This window comes from Thalassoglobus polymorphus (genome assembly GCF_007744255.1).
In the GTDB taxonomy this organism is placed as follows: Bacteria; Planctomycetota; Planctomycetia; order Planctomycetales; family Planctomycetaceae; genus Thalassoglobus; species Thalassoglobus polymorphus.
The window spans coordinates 5,839,562-5,856,379 of record NZ_CP036267.1 but is presented as its reverse complement, the minus strand read 5'-3'; the positions used below and the strand labels follow the sequence as shown (position 1 = coordinate 5,856,379).

Here is a 16,818-nt window from a genome sequence, read left to right as displayed (position 1 = left end):
GTTTGACAAATCAAAGTTCACGAATCCATACTACCCTGCCGAAGTACGGGAAAACTCCACCGCACTTCGGCGGTCGCATACCTGTTAGCCGGGACATGAGAACGCCAATGCAAATCTCGTTCGCTAGTTATTCAAAATTTCTGCCGGATTTCGCTGCTGCGCTGCGTGATCACTCTGCCAAACTCGACAGCGGAGAAACGATTCGGATTGAATTGGAATCGGGTGGTTACGCTGCAGCTACGACAGTCACGATTCATCCACACGACCGAGAGTCGTTCGAGACCGAATGGGAATCTTCAGACTCGACTCGATTCCCTGCCCGCATCAAGGCGTTGGCTACGGCACTGATGAAGGCTCGGTGCTATGGCCGGTTTTCTGTGTCACACAACGACGGTCTTGTGGAGCTGCGACGTGAATGAACAAACAGAACAGACCTTGTACTTCGTTTCGTGTGTGGGTCAGAAGCGCAACCGTAAATCACGCGCTCGATATCTTTACACATCTACTTGGTTCCAGAAGGCGCGAGAATTCGTCGAACAGACTCGATCGCCGTGGTTCATCTTGTCGGCCATGCACGGAATCGTCAGTCCGGAAGACGAAATTGAACCGTATGAGAAAACTCTGAACACCATGCCGATCATCGAACGTCGTGAATGGGCGTCAAACGTCCTTCAACAATTCGACGGCCGCACTCTTACTCCCAAAACAGTTGTATTCCTCGCTGGCCAGCGCTACCGCGAAGGTGTCGCCGATGTACTCGCGCAACGCGGGATTGCCATCGAAGTTCCTATGGAAGGGCTGCGTATTGGCGAACAGTTGGGGTGGCTCAGCAGAAATGCGCCACCCGGTTAGTTTGGACGTTATCCAAAGGTGAAGGGCGGCGGGGCGCGGTGGCCCGGTTGAATGAGTGAAATATGGGAGTGCCACGCAACGCCGTTCATTAAATGGTGAGTTGTTTGGCTCTTTGGACTTCGTTCTTTTTGGGGGCGCGGATTTTAGGTGGTTTGGGAGGTGTCTCGGTCTTTTTCCTGGGCCATATTCGAGTTGTTTTCGGTCCTTTACGGTTGTGTTGATCGACTTGCATTTTCAAACACCGAGCCTGTAGCGATTTCCCAGACCGGTTTTGTTGCATCAATTGCAACACGTCTCGAATCTCTCGACGGGCACGCGCTGTGGAAAAACGACGTGGGTCTTGTTTCGCTGTGATTTGAATTGTGACGGTCATCCGCTGGCAAGGTGTCCTTGTTTATAACGGATTGCGTGCCACGGTCTCTGCGAGCCGTGCGAGTGCAGATGCAACATTCTACGATATGGAGACGTCCAGCAACAGCGATCACTCCGCACTGCACGGTTGGCACAAGCGGGGCACGAAAGATTCATCATTATCAGAGCCATCCTGCCTCTAAAGAAGTGGGGCAGCACTTAACCGATTCCGGCGAGGATGACGCCGACGAACAGGTCGTAGAGGATGTGGCAGCCGACTGCGATGCCGAAGCCGCGGACCCAGAAGAGAATCGAGAACAGGATGCCAGCCATAAAGCGGAATGTGTAGCTGAACCATAACTCGCGGCTTTCGCAAACGGTCGTCATCGCCTGCGTCAGTTCATCCGGTGAAAAGAGTGCAGGCGATCCGACATAGTGTGCGGTGGCGAACAACCAACTTGAAATCATGATGGAACCGAAGATCGCCAAGCTGCGCGGGAGACGAATCACTCGCAAGGCTGCAAAAATCAGCGGGAGCATCGTCAATCGAAAGAGCATCTCTTCATAGATCCCTGCACCCAGAAATGAAACTGCCCGGGAGAGCGGTGTCACCGAAAGTTCGACAGAGACTTCCAACGGAAAGGCGAGTGCAGTCACCTGGCCGATCACGACGAGAGTCATTGCGAACATCAAGCTTTCAGCGAACATCCCGGAGAGAGTTTCGAGATTCCAGTTCCAGGGGCGCCGGGCTGCGAATTGCCAGATCAGCAAGAGAATCGGTGCCAGCAGCGGGAACATCCATTCGACAGCGACTCCTGTTTCCATTCCGAAGTGACGAATCCATAAGTCCGCACCGTTTCGACTGGCGGGAACGTGTGCGTGAGCGATTGCCCCCACTTCGTACACAATCAGGAATGGCAATATGAACAACAACGACGGCCACGGCTCGCGAGCCGTAGACCAGTAATCGTTATGGGATTGTTCTTGAGGAAACATGGGGGACGATAGAGTTGTCGATGAAATCAGAGGTTGCGCGGTTCACATCAAAAAAAGAGATCAGGTGAGCGGCAGAAAATGCCGCTAAAATAGAAATCGGCCTCTCTTCAAAGAATCACGAACTTGATTCTCCCCCAAGTGTCCGGAAAATAGAGAAGAGAGCGAATCGGTATCGATTTGGTTGTTGCTGCAATGATGCAACTTCTGCCGGTTATGAGAAATGCTCAACCTTTAGGTGTTTTCCCGCCGATTCACCGATGACGACAACAAGTTAAGGATGTCTCACTTGTGATTCTGTGACGATTTCGCAAGCGTTACTTGATTGTCGGATTCTCGCGGTCGTACAATTTCGGGACGACGTTTAAATGTGGGAGACGTCGAGATGGAATCGAAACGAATGAATCACTCGCGAACAAATGCGATGAAATCTGGTGCGATGAAACCCGGTGCGGCAATACCTGTTGCTCTTGAACTTGGGGACCGTACTGAGTTTTGTGGCACAGGTGCTTGTGGTGCATATTTGTGTGACACCGGATTCTCTGATAACTGCTGCATCTGTCTCTGACCGGCGTAAGGCCGGGGATTTGCTATTTATCCACATTTGCTGTTCTTTTGTGGGATTCGTTTTTAAAGAGACCAAGGTCCAGTCATGGCAGCTGATTTTCGCTTAAAAGAGCAACTGAATTCGCTCACTGATCGAATTGTTGATAGCTATAAAGACATCGGAAACATCAATCATCTGGGGCATTGTCCTCTGCCGAGTTCCGCTGTGATTGTGGATATCCTGAAGGATCTGAAAGAGATTCTTTATCCGGGGTATCGTCGTCGTCAAAATCTCCATATGGGGAACGTGACATACTTCGTTGGAGACCTCATCGATGGACTTCACGACAAACTGACGCAGCAGTTCGCCCGTGCCTTAAGGTACGAGTACGACTTAAAATACGGAGTCGATTGTGACCGGCGGCACCTGATGGACTTCGAAGCCCGCGGTCAGCAGGCCGCCATCGAGTTTCTGGAATCGCTACCCGCGATGAGGCAGATTCTCGCAACCGATGTGGCAGCTGCTTATGAAGGTGACCCGGCTGCAAGTGGACTTGATGAGATCATCTTCTGTTATCCCGGGTTGGAAGCGATGACTGTTCATCGTATTGCAAATCAACTCTACCGACAGGAAATGCCGCTCATTCCACGGATTATGTCGGAGTGGTCGCATAGCCAAACAGGGATCGACATCCATCCGGGAGCAACGATCGGCCCATCGTTTTTCATCGACCACGGTACTGGCGTGGTCATCGGTGAGACCTGCGTCATTGGGACCGGGGTCAAGATTTATCAGGGAGTCACCTTGGGAGCTCTCAGCTTCCAGAAAGACAACGACGGGAATCTCGTTCGCGGTACGAAACGTCATCCGACAATTGAAGATGGCGTCGTCATTTACGCCAACGCCACAATTCTCGGTGGTGAAACAGTGATCGGCACCGATTCTGTGATCGGTGCCAGTGTCTGGATGACGAAATCTGTTCCACCGAACACCGTCGTGACAATCGAGACTCCATCGCTGCGACTTCGCGACGCGAGTTGAACTCAATTCAAATCGCGGATCGCTTGTGCTTTGTAGAGTTCAAAGTAGTGACCGCGTGTTTTGAGGAGTTCCTGGTGCGAGCCTTGCTCTACGATTTCGCCGTTATTGATGACCAAGATTCGGTCGGCGGCTTGAATCGTTGAGAGGCGATGTGCAATGACGAAACTTGTTCGCTCTTTCAGGATACGCTTGAGGCTGTTCTGGATGAGCTGTTCGGTTTCGGTGTCAATCGATGATGTCGCTTCATCCATCACGAGGAGTTGTGGTCGCTTCAGGACTGTTCGTGCAAACGAAACCAACTGTTTCTGTCCCAGGCTGAGCTGGTTTCCTCCTTCACCAACGGGGGTCTGGTATCCATCTTCCAGTACAGAAATGAACTCATGCGCTCCTGCAAAACGGGCAGCTTCTTCAACTTCAGCATCGCTCGCAGAGAGCTTTCCGTAACGAATGTTCTCAGCGATTGTTCCACTGAAGAGATGCGGTTGCTGCAGGACGATTCCAAGTTGCGATTGGAATCCTTCCAGGCTGCGATCGGTGTAGTCGACATCGTCGATCAGAATCTGGCCTCCAGTCGGTTCGTAGAATCGGCACAGCAGATTCACCATCGTCGATTTCCCGCCGCCGGTGGCTCCTACGAGGGCGATCGTCTCACCCGGTTCGACTGTCAATGAGAAGTTTCGAATGATTTGAGGACCAGTTTGATATGCAAAGCTGACATCGCGAAATTCGATTTTTCCAATGCTCGTTGGATGTCCGTCAGATCCAAGTTGCTCAATTCGCCTGGCGACAGCCTCTGTGTTTTTTACATCCGGGACAGATTCAATCAAGCTGAGGACTCGTTCGGCGGACGCCTGAGCCATTTGTAGTTCTGCAAACCAGGCTGAGATTTCCTGAGCTGGCGTGAAGAAGAGTTGGGCGAAATACATAAACATAATCATCTCGCCAATCGCGATGTTCCCCAGGATCGCCTGATGACCTCCGACAACGAGCGCTGCTGCGATGGCCACACTTCCTAGCGTCAGTACTAATGGCAAGTAGACAGCTGAGAGCATCGCGTTGCGTACCGAATATTGAAACATTTCTTCGGTGAGCAGGTCAAAGTCTCGCAGGTTTTCCTCCTCACGGACGAAAATTTTGGACGTTTGCACGCCCATGATCCCCTCATTGTAAACGCCGGTGATACGGGAGTTTGTTTTGCGGACCAATCGTGAAGTTCGGAGGATTTTCTTTTTGAAATGCAAGCTGACAAGAAACAGTATCGGGATGACAGAGAAGATCGCCAATGCGATTTTCCAGTTAATGATGACCATCACGACGCTGATGCTCGTCATGAGGGTCGTTCCCCAGATGAAGTCCATGACTCCCCAGGCAAGAATCACCGAGAGCCGCTGACAGTCGGACGTCAGTCGCGCCATCAACCAACCTGTGGGCCGAGTGTCGAAGTAGCTGAACGAAAGACGTTGCAGTTGCTGAAAGGCATCTCGGCGAATGTCATGTGAGACACTCGTCCGAATCTTTCCCGCACAAACGACGAAAGCACAAATCGAGGCGCTCAGCGAGACCGAAAGGAAAGCAAACATTCCGATGTAGAACGGGAAGTTCAGGTTTTTTGGATCGGCTTCGATATCCTGAATCAATAGTCCGGTCAGTAATGGAAAACCTAAATCGCTGGCAGCAAGGGTGAACGCGACAAACACGAATACAATTGAAGTACGGCGATAGTGCAGCGTGTACCGGATCAACGTTTTCCACAAACGAAGATCCAGCTTGGTTTCTTTGAGGTCATCCTCATCGATCCAACCGTCGCCACTCACGTTGATTCTCCAGACAAAGCACTCTCAATTTCTGTTTCCAGCATTCCCTGAATCGCCCACAATCGCTGATAAGGTCCGTCGATGGCGATTAACTCTTGATGGGTTCCGACTTGTGAAATTCTTCCGTGATCCAGCATGAAAATCCGATCGGCAAGCCGGGTGGAAGAGAGGCGATGGGCAATCAGAATGGTTGTTTGCTTGCCGCGGCGCTCAGCGAGTGATCGCAGGATGTGGGCTTCAGTTTTGGTGTCGACGGCACTCAGGCTGTCATCGAGAACGAGAAATGGCGGTTTTTTGAGCAATGCACGTGCAATCGCCAATCGTTGTCGCTGGCCGCCTGAGAGTGTGACTCCGCGTTCTCCAATGACGGTTTCGTAACCATCTTCAAAGTCGACAATATTCCCATGAATATCGGCAGCGCGAGCACATTCTTCCACTTCCTGATGGGCGGCATTTCTGCGTCCAAGAATGACGTTTTCACGAACTGTTTTGGAATACAAAAAGGGATCCTGCAGGACGACACCAAAGGAATCGCGGATCACTTTCCGGTTGATAGAATTCAGTTCTTGTCCACCGACTTTGATGGAGCCTTCTGCGTAGTCGTACAGTCGCAGCAGGAGTCGAATAATCGTCGACTTTCCCGCTCCAGGGGGGCCTAAAATTGCAACGGTTTCGCCCGGCTGAATGGTCAGGGAAAGATCGTGCAGCACAGAGTCTGAGTCGTTATAAGAGAAGCTGAGATTGCGGATTTCGATCGTCCCGTTTACTGGGGAATCTGGTTTCGGTTCGACACTTTCTTCGGTCTCATCCAGAATTTCGTTGATACGCCCAATCGCTACGACAGCCCGGCTGGCATCAGCGACCACACGACCAATTTGCCGAACCGGCCAGATGATCGTTTGGACCATCCACCAGAAGAAGATCCAGCTACCGAGCGTGAACTCTCCCTGAGCGACAAAATATCCACCGGAAATCAGTACGACTCCCAATTGAAGCAGGACAATCAAATCGGAAACTGACCAGAAGATTGCCAGCGAGCGAAACAGTTTCATTTCAAGATCACGAAACGCCTGATTCGCCTTCGAGAACTTCTCGATTTCGTAGTCCTGTCGAGCAAACGCCCGGACCACGCGGATTCCAGTCAGGTTCTCTTGAAGAACTGTGGTCAGCTGTCCTTCCTTCTCATCGACATCTTCAAAAATTTTACGAATTCGTTGATAGAAGAAATACGCGAAGAAAATCAGGATCGGAAACGACGCCAGCGAAATGAGGCTCATGCGAACATCCTGCATGAACATCAGCGGAATCCCGACGACCAGAAACAGGCTGACTCGGGCGATTTCCACGATCTGAGCAGCCATGAAAACCCGTACGGTTTCCACATCTGATGAACATCGCTGAACGATGTCACCGGTGTCGCTGCGATCAAAGAATTGGCTGGGCAACTTTTCCATGTGGGCATAGAGTTGGTGCCGTAACCGTTGAACGATTCCTTCACTCGCTTCGGCAGCCCATTTCCCACGGACGAACGTGAAAAAACCGTTGAGCACATTCAGGAGGACCACTAACAAAGCAATCGGGACAAGTGTCCCGGTAACGCTGGCACCTTCTTCAGCGAGGCCATCGAGGGCTTGTTTGAATAAATACGGGACCAGCAATAAGAAAACGGTTCCGACAGCCATCGAGAGAATGGCAGCGGAATAGCGGAGACGATGGCCTTTGGTCAGCGACCAAAGTTCATTTTTTGAGTTCGCTGACACAGTTTCAGATCAGATCATGAAGAGAAAGCCAGGACTTGCCAAACAGCAGACAACACAAGTGTAAGAAGGTTCGCGAGAATGATGATTCCTGAACAGCAGTCGAGAGTCAACGGAGTTGCCTCTCAACTTCAACAGCAAAGCATCTTCCGATGGGAACTTCACATGATAGAATGAGCCGAAGCTTATTTGAACTCACAGTCGAAGACCCCCATGCCTCGTGGTAAATCTCTCATCTGGATTATCTTGCTCTCTCCGATTTTCGTCGGCGTGGTCGTGTTGTTTTCACCGGTGATTTGCTTTTTGATGTTCAAGGACTGGAGAGAGCGGCGGAAGTTTTACATGGCGAACCCGGCGAATCTTTTTTTCGTCTGCACATCCCGACACCAATGGGAACCTTTCATCCTGAATAATGTCCTCCCCGCATTGCCTCCGAAGGTTCAAACTCACTGGGTTCCTGATCGGCAACACAAAAAGAGAAGCATTATTGACCGGTTGTGTCCGAATGGGATCACGAAACCGTATCTGGTTCATTTTCATAAACGGGGATACGAGATGGTTTCGCTGCACGAGGAATTTTTGGGGCTGAAGCAACATGCTCAGACCGATAGAGAAATTCAACGACAGGTGAATATCTTCCTGCTCTCCGCAGTCGAGCAAATCGAATCACAAATGCAGAGCAACAGGTTGCCAGCAGATAGACGGATGACGACATGAACTCGGAATCTGAAGAAGAAATCCATTTCATCAGTGGGGGCATCGAACTTCTCGATTCGATTGAGACGATGTGGTTGAAGCTGAAAGATTTTCACATCGACCAGTTTCCCATCTGGCGAGATGGCCTTCAGCTGGGCAGTTTCCAGGAGCGTCAATCAGGATTCAAAGAGATCGCCGAGTCGGGAGCGATTCTGATTGAAATCGCCAGGCAGGGAGATCGTTCGAGAGGATTTTGTGCGACGACCATCACTCCCGAAGGTGTCGGAGAAATCGCTTCACTTTATGTTGAAGAAGAATCTCGCCAACAGGGACTGGGAAGTTCGTTTGTGAAACAGGCTTTGCAATGGCTGCGTGATTACAACGTCGAACGGATCGTTGTCGATGTCATGGCAGGAAATTCCGCAGCATTAAAACTGTATGAACAAGCTGGCTTTCAATGCCGTGTTCAACAGCTGCAGCTTGTCCCTCCGGTTTCACAAGATAGGAAAATCAGTCGACCGTGATCTTGTACAGGTGCCGATCGCTACGGAAGTAGAGACCATCTGTTCCGACGGAAGGTGTTCCGAGCGTGGTTTCGTTCAGATCAAGTTTTGAGATGACCTCTCCCTTGTTGTTGGGATCAATCACGAGTGCGGTCCCATCTTCATTGAGGGCGACCAGTTTCCCGCCAGCCATCACCGGACTTGCACTGAACTTCCCACCAAGACGAGTTTGCCAGAGACGCTGACCATCCTTCAGAGTCGCACCGACCATCACGCCGCTGCTGTTGATGACGTAGAGATTCTCACCATCCGCGATCGGGCTGGCGACACCGGGACGAATGTTGCCGACTTGCCAGACGATTTCAGGGACGTCGGCATTGCTGTTCCCGGGGCGGATTGCTGTGATTCCGTGTGAAGGGACGTATGCGGTCTCACCAACGACGGTCAGAGTCGGTTGAGTGGCAGCACCGTCGGCGTATTTCCAGACTTCCTCTCCTGTTGCGACGTCAATCGCGGAAACACCGGCAGAGGACTGCATCAAGATCTGTTTTCCATCTGAAGTGGGAACGGGAGATGTCCAGTTGGCACGTTCGGGACGTTTGATCATCCAATTGGTTTCACCAGTTTTCGCATCAATTCCGGTCGCGAAGGAATCGTCGTCCGTTTCGACCATCACGACGACTTTTCCATTGATTGCCAATGCTGATGAGGCCATGCCCAAGCTGTTCGAGGCATTCGGGTAATCGTATGACAACCCACGGAACCACAGCAGGTTCCCTTCCAAATCGAGACAAATCAAGTCGTTGCTCGAATAGAACGCGTAAATGTGTTTCCCGTCACTGGCAGGACTTGGAGCTGCGACACATGTCCTGGGATTGGTGATGGTTCTCCCGGTCGCCCAGAAATTTCTTTGCCAGACCTTCTGACCATCGCTTTGATTGAAGCAAAGAACATGCAGACGTTCCTGCATCGGACCGGAACTGCAAGTGACATAGATTCGATCTCCAACGAGGATCGGGCTGGAAAGTCCCCGTCCCGGCAGATCGACTTGCCACTCAATTTCCAGTTTCCCGTCCCAGTTGTCGATTGTCTGTTCAGGGAGTCCGTTGTTGGATGAACCTCGAAACCCTCGCCAGTCCGCGAAAGTTGAATTGTTGAGAACGCACAGCAGACTGAAGAGGATCAAGGATCGACAAATCATGTTCAAACCAGTTTGCAGAGGAGCAATTGAGAAGTTGCAACGAAACGAAAAACCTGAAGTGCGATTACTCAGACTGAGTCACTGCTCGTCCGGAATCATCAACAATACGGAACTGGAATGCCCATTTTTGTGCCCAGTCCTGATCCTGTTCATTTTGACAAACTTTCAGGAGGAAAGTATTCGTCCCTTTTTTGATTTCACCACGAACGCTGTACTGATCGAACCGCATACCGCGATGGTATTCCTCACGCGAGAAGACGAGTTCCCCGTTCACCCAAAGTTTCCAGGCGTTAGCAGTCGCTAAGCGGAACTCAACTTCCTGATTGCTGCTGCTCTTGAGCTCAGTGTAGGCATAGTCGATGGCCCCTTTGTGAGGCTTCGTGAGTTCTGCGAGGTCGAAGGCTCCATCCCTTTTTTCTGAAACAAAATGTTCCCATTGGACCGGACCGTTTTTGCCTTCGTATTTCGCTTTGAGGTCAATTTCTTTCTCCGGTGGATAAGCAACATCGAAAGCTTTCATGTCGGTGTTGTCAAATGGACCAATCACATGCCATTTTGTGAACATGCCAAAGTGTTCAACCAAGTCAACCGGTTGCCCCAGTTTCTTTAACGCAGCGGAGATTCGGTCGACCTGATCTTTGTCCACCGCCCCATTCAAAGCCTTCGTCCAGAGTGCAAGCCGGACATTGTCCTCTTTTGCGTTGGAAGCTTCGTTGATCACTCTGGCAACCGCTTCTCGGCGAAGCGGTCCGCTGGGGTCGTCGAGCATGTTGGGAATCAAACGACCACGGGCAGTCTCGTCGACTTTTGTTAGCCAATCGAACGCAAGCTTGCGTGAACGTGCATGATGCGTTCGATCGAGCACGAATGCTTCGAGATCTTTCGCTGAAAGCGAATCCTCTTCGATGGCTTGATCCGCGATCGCTTCAAATGCGACTTGCAACCAGTTCAGAGCCAATGGATTTGCATTGTCCATCGCTGTCAGAATCGGAATGGTTGACGCAGCTCCTTTGGTCTGAAGCTCCTTAACTGCTTTGACGGCAGCTGGATGTCCTTCACCAAATTGACCGACCGATTGAATTGAATCGATCAACTCGCTCGTTTCTGTTCCAGTGACCTGCGTTGAAACAATTGCGGTCAACACCAGCGCCAATCCAAAACGATTCATCATCTTCATAGGATTTCAATTCTCTGAAAATTGAAGGAAGCTCGTTTTTATGGTGTAACAAACCAGCTTCGCGATGTCGATAAAGTCTGCCGATTGACGTCGTTTGGATCATTTAAGCTTCGCGGAATTCAACCTCAGGAACTCATCACCCCAGCGATAGCTGTCGAGTAGACCATCGGTATTGCGGCCCATTTGTGCATAGGCTGCGAAGAGGGCTTCAATGGTTGCAAGCCCCTCGCTGGGGTCTTCGAAGAGTTTCGACTTGCGAGGATAGGCGGTTTCCCAGGCTCCCAAGCTGCGAACCGGGATTTCGGAGTAGTCCTGTTCCATCTTCTCAGCGAGTCGCCACGTTCCATCGAGAAGCAATAAGCCACTATCGGCGTCTGCCTCTGAAAGTTCCGGGCCATCGATTCCTAACCGGACGTAGCCGGTTAATGGTTCCGGACCACGTTTCGGAAACTTCCAGAAGATGATTCCATCGCGACCGCGGAGTGGCTCAACGGAGCATTTGCTCCGCTTCTCCTTTGGGTGCACAACAATGATCGTTGGAGGAAGTTCGGTTTGCTCCGTCACCGGTTCGTTTTCCATTTCAGTAAGCATCTAAGAACGGCTCAAAATATCTCAAGAATCGTTTGGCGTTCGCAATCTGCGTGGAAGTCAGCCATTCAAGAGATGAAAGCACTCTCCACGTCGACCAGAAACACGAAACAGTTTTAGCCTTCTTTCTGGATGTCTGCGATCAACTGCTTCTGCTTGGCAATTTCAGCTTCCAGGCGAGGTGCCTCTTGCGGGTCGTCCGGCTGTGCCTTAGCGGCTGTCAGCAGAACTTGAAAATTTTGAATCTTCTTCTTCGCAACTTCGATTTGCTTCTTCTGCTTCTTATTCAGACCCATTGGATTTCCGTTCGCTTGTCTTGATTTTCAATGTCTCATAAGACGGGTAGGCCGTATCATAGCGGTGAGAAGAGGAGACTTGCGAGTCCGAAGAGATTTGGGCACTGTGAGGGTTCACTTTGAATTTCTCCACAGATTATGGAAGAGACGGATCGGCGAGCGTTGATTTGTTATTGTGTCTGTTTTATACCTACAGCCTGCAATTCCAGACTTCAGCAAAACTAAAGGGGCAACGATGAGTTTTGACGTGAGTTGGCTGTGGCATACCGGGTCGGGCAGTAGTGGTGGTGACTATGCAGGGACAGACGAGGATGTGCGGCACCACTATTACAAGGATGGTCAGTGGGTTGCCGGATATCGCAGTCCTGGCGAGGGGGATCGCTTTGAGAGCAATACCTATACAGAAGGAACATTTTACGGTGCCGCGTATGACCTCAGGCAAGCGGATCAGATCAAGATCACTATTACGAACAATGGAACCCACAATCCGAACTGGTATCCGGAATATGTTTTCTTTCAGGTCGGTGATGATATTCTCGGAGCCTGGGCTGCCACAATCAGGACGTGGATTCGTCACGATGAGTGGACGCAATATGCGCTGTACGACGCCTACGACTTCGTCAACGCAAGCGAAGAGTTAAAAGAGATGGTCGCAAAACTGTCTGGTCTGCGTGGCAAAACAAACACTGAAATTGAGGACTCACCAGCTGACCTGCAGTGATATTGTTGCATCTTTGGCAGCATAGAGCCCCCGGTGACTCACTCACCGGGGGGCTCTATAAAACGTGCTCTGGCCGGTTAGTAAATGCGGTGCATTCGCCAGAATTGTGGATAGAATGGTAACACGTATTTGGGGTAACCGTTCTCTTCTTGGGTTTTCTTGAGAGTGACCACTCTGCCTCGGTCGCCCTGCATCTTGTTGTAGGTGATGGGGAACCCTCGACCGCCGTTCAGGAATGGAACTCCGTGTGGCCAGTAGATGAAAAAGGCTTTCCCGACGAGGTACTCTCGTGGAACGGATTGGCCCCCTTTCCACAATCGACCATCCAAGCTGCGAGGGCTGTTGTCGCCTAATGCCAAGTAGTGATTTGGTCCAACCTGAATATCGAGTGAGTCGTAAAGATCGCCATCTTGCAGGTAAAGATCAGCCCATTCATCCGGGTCGTGAAGCGCGTTGACGAGCTTACCTTCGAACTTGCTGTTCTCAGAGTTTTTCGCTGTATACGCCGGGAAATCCGCTCTGTAGTACAAGTCTCGTTCCAGGAGCAAACCGCTCACGGTCGCTGAGACATTCGCAGCGGCAATTCCAACAGGCGTCAGGTCATTCTGTTCGGGGAACGGATTGGCAGTTGCTCCAGCGATGGACAATGAGGCAGCTTCTCCAAAGTCGACGAGGGAGTTGTTCACCCACAGGCAGAGTCGATCATCGACGTTGGCATAGCTGATTTGGTAGTTCCCGGGACCAGTGATCGACGTTCTGGCTTTGGAGATTTCCGTGGCACGATGCTCAAGCTGTGTGTTGATCTCAAGCAATGTCGCCACGCCAGTTTCTGGATTAATGACACATTGATACCAGGACGTTCCTTCACAGAGTTCAATGACAATTTCGGGATCGCTTTTGACATCGTGAATTTCGAGATCGAAGTTGATCGTCAAATCTCGGACCCAATACTTTCCGGAATCGACAGAGTTCGCGGTCGTTCTGTTTTGCATGATGTCGTATCCGGTGTACGCATTGTACGCACAGAAATCGGCGATCAGGCTTGCTTGTGGATCGAGGTCACGACCATTATTCATCGAGAACCAGTCTTTGGGACTCGGGAAATAATGACGATAGCGGAGCCAGCTGCGCTCAGCCTGGTCCGAGGTGATTGAGTACTCGCGAGATTCTGAGGCAGCTTGCCATCCGGTTGAGGCATCACTCCAGTTTCCGAGTTGACCGACTTCGCCCTGTTTCATGGTCGCCCAGCGTTCAGGCCAGCCCGCCTCAAGAAGTTGGACCGGAGGGAAGTTGTCGTCGTAGACCGGGATCTGAAGATGTCGCTGTTTGTTGGGTGACTTCCGGAGAATCTCTTCGCCGTTCTCGGTCACTTTGTAAACGCTGCCCTGGCGAATCCGAATCAGTTCACCCGGCAACCCGACCAACCGTTTGATGTAGTTGGTTTTAGGTTCTTCCGGATATTTGAAAACAAAGACGTCGAAGCGTTCCGGATCCCCAAATTCGTATGGGTATTTATTCACAAGAATGCGGTCGCCGTTAAACGCCATCTCGTCGTAGATCTGATCGTTTTCGAAACCGCAGTTCGGACAGATCGCAGTTTTAACTCGAGCACCATTCCCGAGAAGCCCAGACCCTCGGATGACTTCGTCACTTGCACCGACTGTGATATGGAACCCGCATTGTGTGCAGGTCGTTTCTTTGTGGCGACCATACAGCGTGGGAGCCATGGAACCGGTTGGAATCACAAAAGCTTCTGCTTCGAATGTCCGAAACAAAAACGCAAGCACGAAAGCAAAGAGGATCGACTCTACGGTGTCCCGCATGCTCTCTTTGCGTTTCGGAGGTGTCTCTTTCGGTTCTTCCTCAGCCGGTTTGCTTGAAGATTTCCCGAAGAAGAATGATGAAATTTTATTTTTGTCAAACATGCGTCTGATTCTGATAATTTAAGAAATCGCCGCGCCGCGTATTTCGGGCGCAGATAGAACTGTAAAGGCTTTCCCGGCAAATAGGTATCCAATGGAACAGATACGCAATTTTTCAAGAGACTGTTTGGAGGAATCAGGCGGAGGATTCAAAAATTGAACTCCTCGGATTGAGAGGAGTTTTCGAATTATTATTCGGTTTCAGCCTCTTAGCGAACAGCTTTTTTACTTAAGAAATGCGTTCTTCACGGGTACACGGTAGAGCAAGTTGCTCTAGAACTGGCATCAGCGGATGTAGCGAATTCTCGTGAAGTCGGGAACGCGGACATGTTCCACTTTTCCCTTCCAGTGTACTTCCTTCTGGCGCGAAGGAAGATGCACAACGAACGGTTTTCCGATCAGGGAACTTCTTGGAACCGCCGGGTTTTCCCAGACACGGCTGTCCAGCGAGACCGGGCTATTGTCGCCAAGTACGAAGAATTCATCGTCGGCGAGTTTGTAAACCTGATCAGGGTGTTCCCCTTTCGTTGTGTAATAAACGTCTCGATACAGTTTGAGATTGGTCATTTCACAATTGACCCCAAAAGCTCCTATTCGTGCAGGTCGCCGGAGTGATTGCCGTTTCTGAGTGGGGAGATATTCAATTGGAGCATGCAACGGCTTGCCATTGATCGCGAGAACAATTTGTTGATCGAACAGTGAGAAATCTAACTCGAATGGATTTGTGAGCACATCCTCAGACAATCGACCTCCCCAAATCGGTTCTGAGTTGTCGCTCCGCAAAACCGCGATTTCGCGTCGCTCCGGCAAGATGACCAAACGAAACCAGTCTGCACCATCCGTGAGATTCGCTTCAAACTGGCCTGCACCGTTCAGTTTAGAAATGTGCATCGAGAGCATCAGATCATGCTGATTCGAATGTGCCCGATTCTCATACGAGTTGTAGCCATAAGCATCGACAATTGGAGCAACGTGAGACTCTGCATAAAGTTTTTTGATCGCTCGATGAAACGCTTCGTCATCCGTGGATGTGAGCCACTTCTGCTTTTCGAACGCCGAGAACGTTCCCACACAAATCAGCTCACCCTTTTCATATCGAAATCGAGGATCGCTCGGGATGTGCAAATCCGGCGGCCAACTGCTCAAGGTCACACGCGAAACGTGGTTTCCGCCGGTCCGAATCCAGTGTTCGTATTGAATCCAGTTCATCTTCGGGGTGGAACTCGAACGAGAATGTTTAAAGGAGAGGACTTTCTCGCCGAACTCCCAGCCGTTTGAATCTGCGTCGACCTTCCAGCGAGGTTGCCAGTCGGGATCACGATCCTCGGGTTGATGCGAATAGTCTGAAACAGCGATGCGGGCCGCACGCTGGACGCTGTATGGCTTTCGCATGAGCTGATCATTCACGAAGACATCACCATCCCGGAGCTGAAGCTTCTCACCCGGTAAGCCAGCCACACGTTTCACATAAGCCTGGTCGTAATCCTGCTGGTTTTTGAAAACGACCACTTCCCAGCGATGCGGATCGCGAAACTCGTAAGCCAGTTTCTGCACCAGAAGCTGATCTCCTTCATTCCGAGGAGCCTTGCGTGCGTTGATTTCGCTGAGACTGCAATTCGGGCATTGCGTGGCGGAGTACGCATCCAAAGGGATATCAAGATTCGCCGCTGCAATGTTCATCGTCGAATCAGGTTTGTCGAAAGCGGCTCCACGCGTGAAAGCAAAATGACACGCCGGGCATTCAACACGTCTGTGATAACCCAAAAGCGTGGGAGCCATCGATCCCGTGGAAATCAAATAGCCCTCAGCTGCAAATGTGCGAAACAACAGCACCGCCAACGCAAGTAGAACGGTCGATTCGACGATCTCGCGCAACGGGCTTTTCCGTCGGAGCAGAGAGGGATTCAGATGATGAGTAGAATCGTTGAGCATCAGCAAACTGGTTAAGAAGTTCGGGATGTAACGATATTATCGGTTGTAATGTCGTGATTGTACTCTTTTTTTGCCTTGATTCATCGAATTTTACGGATTGGAATTACGCTGCAAGACGTTTCTGATAAAAGACTTAAACGTTTTGATAAGCTTTTGAATCAGAAGCTCACCCGGCCAAACCGCTCAACTCTGCGTCGATTTGAGTGACGAGCCTGAAGATGTGCCTCAGATGTTCAGGACGATTCCATTCGAAAACAGGCAGAGGGACGACTGAGTTGGCTGTCAGTGAAAAGAGATCAGCCAGCACTGATCAGCCAGCATAGATACGGGTTCCGGGGGGAGCAGTCTCTCGAATTCTACGAAAGCGCTCTTTGATCAAGCCAGAACTGACAGAGAAGTGCTGAGTCGAATCGAAGACCTGGATGAA

The 16,818-nt window shown here is 50.8% G+C and carries 16 protein-coding genes; 6 read left to right on the top strand and 10 right to left on the bottom strand.

The window, feature by feature from the left end; all coding sequences use genetic code 11:
- Window positions 1-107 precede the first annotated feature (107 nt).
- Together Mal48_RS21205 and Mal48_RS21200 are read left to right on the top strand one after the other, a co-directional pair.
- The gene (locus Mal48_RS21205; protein WP_145204545.1) at window positions 108-419 is read left to right on the top strand and encodes a hypothetical protein; all 312 of its coding nucleotides are present in this window, start codon (window positions 108-110) and stop codon (window positions 417-419) included.
- Complete coding sequence (locus Mal48_RS21200; RefSeq protein WP_145204542.1) at window positions 412-852, top strand: DUF6884 domain-containing protein; 441 nt, start codon at window positions 412-414, stop codon at window positions 850-852. Before Mal48_RS21205 ends, Mal48_RS21200 begins: the two co-directional genes overlap by 8 nt.
- An 88-nt stretch (window positions 853-940) precedes the next feature.
- Here Mal48_RS21200 and Mal48_RS21195 read toward each other — a convergent pair whose 3' ends face one another.
- Both Mal48_RS21195 and Mal48_RS21190 read right to left on the bottom strand, forming a co-directional pair.
- A complete protein-coding gene (locus Mal48_RS21195) occupies window positions 941-1,225 on the bottom strand; it encodes a hypothetical protein (protein ID WP_145204539.1) in 285 nt (94 codons plus the stop codon).
- A gap of 197 nt (window positions 1,226-1,422) precedes the next feature.
- Window positions 1,423-2,199 (bottom strand): CPBP family glutamic-type intramembrane protease, encoded by a 777-nt coding sequence (locus Mal48_RS21190; RefSeq protein ID WP_145204536.1) that lies wholly within the window; start codon window positions 2,197-2,199, stop codon window positions 1,423-1,425.
- Window positions 2,200-2,848: 649 nt separating this feature from the next.
- Here Mal48_RS21190 and epsC point away from each other — a divergent pair.
- Window positions 2,849-3,784, top strand: a complete 936-nt coding sequence (gene epsC, locus Mal48_RS21185; RefSeq protein ID WP_145204534.1) for a serine O-acetyltransferase EpsC — start codon at window positions 2,849-2,851, stop codon at window positions 3,782-3,784.
- A 2-nt stretch (window positions 3,785-3,786) separates the two neighbouring features.
- Here the strand turns inward: epsC and Mal48_RS21180 are convergent, their stop codons facing one another.
- On the bottom strand, window positions 3,787-5,598 hold the full coding sequence (locus Mal48_RS21180) for an ABC transporter ATP-binding protein (RefSeq protein ID WP_197441885.1): 1,812 nt from the start codon (window positions 5,596-5,598) through the stop codon (window positions 3,787-3,789).
- Window positions 5,595-7,358, bottom strand: a complete 1,764-nt coding sequence (locus Mal48_RS21175) for an ABC transporter ATP-binding protein (RefSeq protein WP_145204531.1) — start codon at window positions 7,356-7,358, stop codon at window positions 5,595-5,597. Before Mal48_RS21175 ends, Mal48_RS21180 begins: the two co-directional genes overlap by 4 nt.
- Before the next feature lie 210 nt (window positions 7,359-7,568).
- Between Mal48_RS21175 and Mal48_RS21170 the strand changes: the two genes are divergently transcribed.
- On the top strand, window positions 7,569-8,072 hold the full coding sequence (locus tag Mal48_RS21170; protein ID WP_145204528.1) for a hypothetical protein: 504 nt from the start codon (window positions 7,569-7,571) through the stop codon (window positions 8,070-8,072).
- Window positions 8,069-8,575 carry a GNAT family N-acetyltransferase gene (locus Mal48_RS21165; protein ID WP_145204525.1) on the top strand — a complete coding sequence of 169 codons (507 nt, stop codon included), beginning with the start codon at window positions 8,069-8,071 and terminating at the stop codon, window positions 8,573-8,575. The genes Mal48_RS21170 and Mal48_RS21165 overlap by 4 nt, the downstream gene beginning before the upstream one ends.
- On the opposite strand, the gene Mal48_RS21160 is transcribed toward Mal48_RS21165, so the two are convergent.
- The 4 genes from Mal48_RS21160 to Mal48_RS21145 form a co-directional block, all read right to left on the bottom strand.
- Window positions 8,562-9,755, bottom strand: a complete 1,194-nt coding sequence (locus Mal48_RS21160) for an outer membrane protein assembly factor BamB family protein (RefSeq protein WP_145204523.1) — start codon at window positions 9,753-9,755, stop codon at window positions 8,562-8,564. The genes Mal48_RS21165 and Mal48_RS21160 overlap by 14 nt on opposite strands.
- A 64-nt stretch (window positions 9,756-9,819) precedes the next feature.
- Complete coding sequence (locus Mal48_RS21155; RefSeq protein ID WP_145204521.1) at window positions 9,820-10,932, bottom strand: hypothetical protein; 1,113 nt, start codon at window positions 10,930-10,932, stop codon at window positions 9,820-9,822.
- A 99-nt stretch (window positions 10,933-11,031) separates the two neighbouring features.
- Window positions 11,032-11,523, bottom strand: coding sequence for a hypothetical protein (locus Mal48_RS21150; protein WP_231739765.1), 492 nt, complete (start codon window positions 11,521-11,523; stop codon window positions 11,032-11,034).
- 113 nt (window positions 11,524-11,636) lie between these two features.
- Window positions 11,637-11,816, bottom strand: a complete 180-nt coding sequence (locus Mal48_RS21145; protein WP_145204519.1) for a hypothetical protein — start codon at window positions 11,814-11,816, stop codon at window positions 11,637-11,639.
- 235 nt (window positions 11,817-12,051) lie between these two features.
- On the opposite strand from Mal48_RS21145, the gene Mal48_RS21140 reads away from it, so the two are divergent.
- Window positions 12,052-12,537: a hypothetical protein gene (locus tag Mal48_RS21140; protein ID WP_145204517.1), complete on the top strand. Its 486-nt coding sequence runs from the start codon at window positions 12,052-12,054 to the stop codon at window positions 12,535-12,537.
- A 77-nt stretch (window positions 12,538-12,614) separates the two neighbouring features.
- Here the strand turns inward: Mal48_RS21140 and lepB (Mal48_RS21135) are convergent, their stop codons facing one another.
- Both lepB (Mal48_RS21135) and lepB (Mal48_RS21130) read right to left on the bottom strand, forming a co-directional pair.
- Window positions 12,615-14,462: a signal peptidase I gene (lepB, locus tag Mal48_RS21135; protein ID WP_197441884.1), complete on the bottom strand. Its 1,848-nt coding sequence runs from the start codon at window positions 14,460-14,462 to the stop codon at window positions 12,615-12,617.
- Window positions 14,463-14,744: 282 nt separating this feature from the next.
- Window positions 14,745-16,391, bottom strand: a complete 1,647-nt coding sequence (gene lepB, locus Mal48_RS21130; protein ID WP_145204515.1) for a signal peptidase I — start codon at window positions 16,389-16,391, stop codon at window positions 14,745-14,747.
- Between the last annotated feature and the right edge of the window lie 427 nt (window positions 16,392-16,818).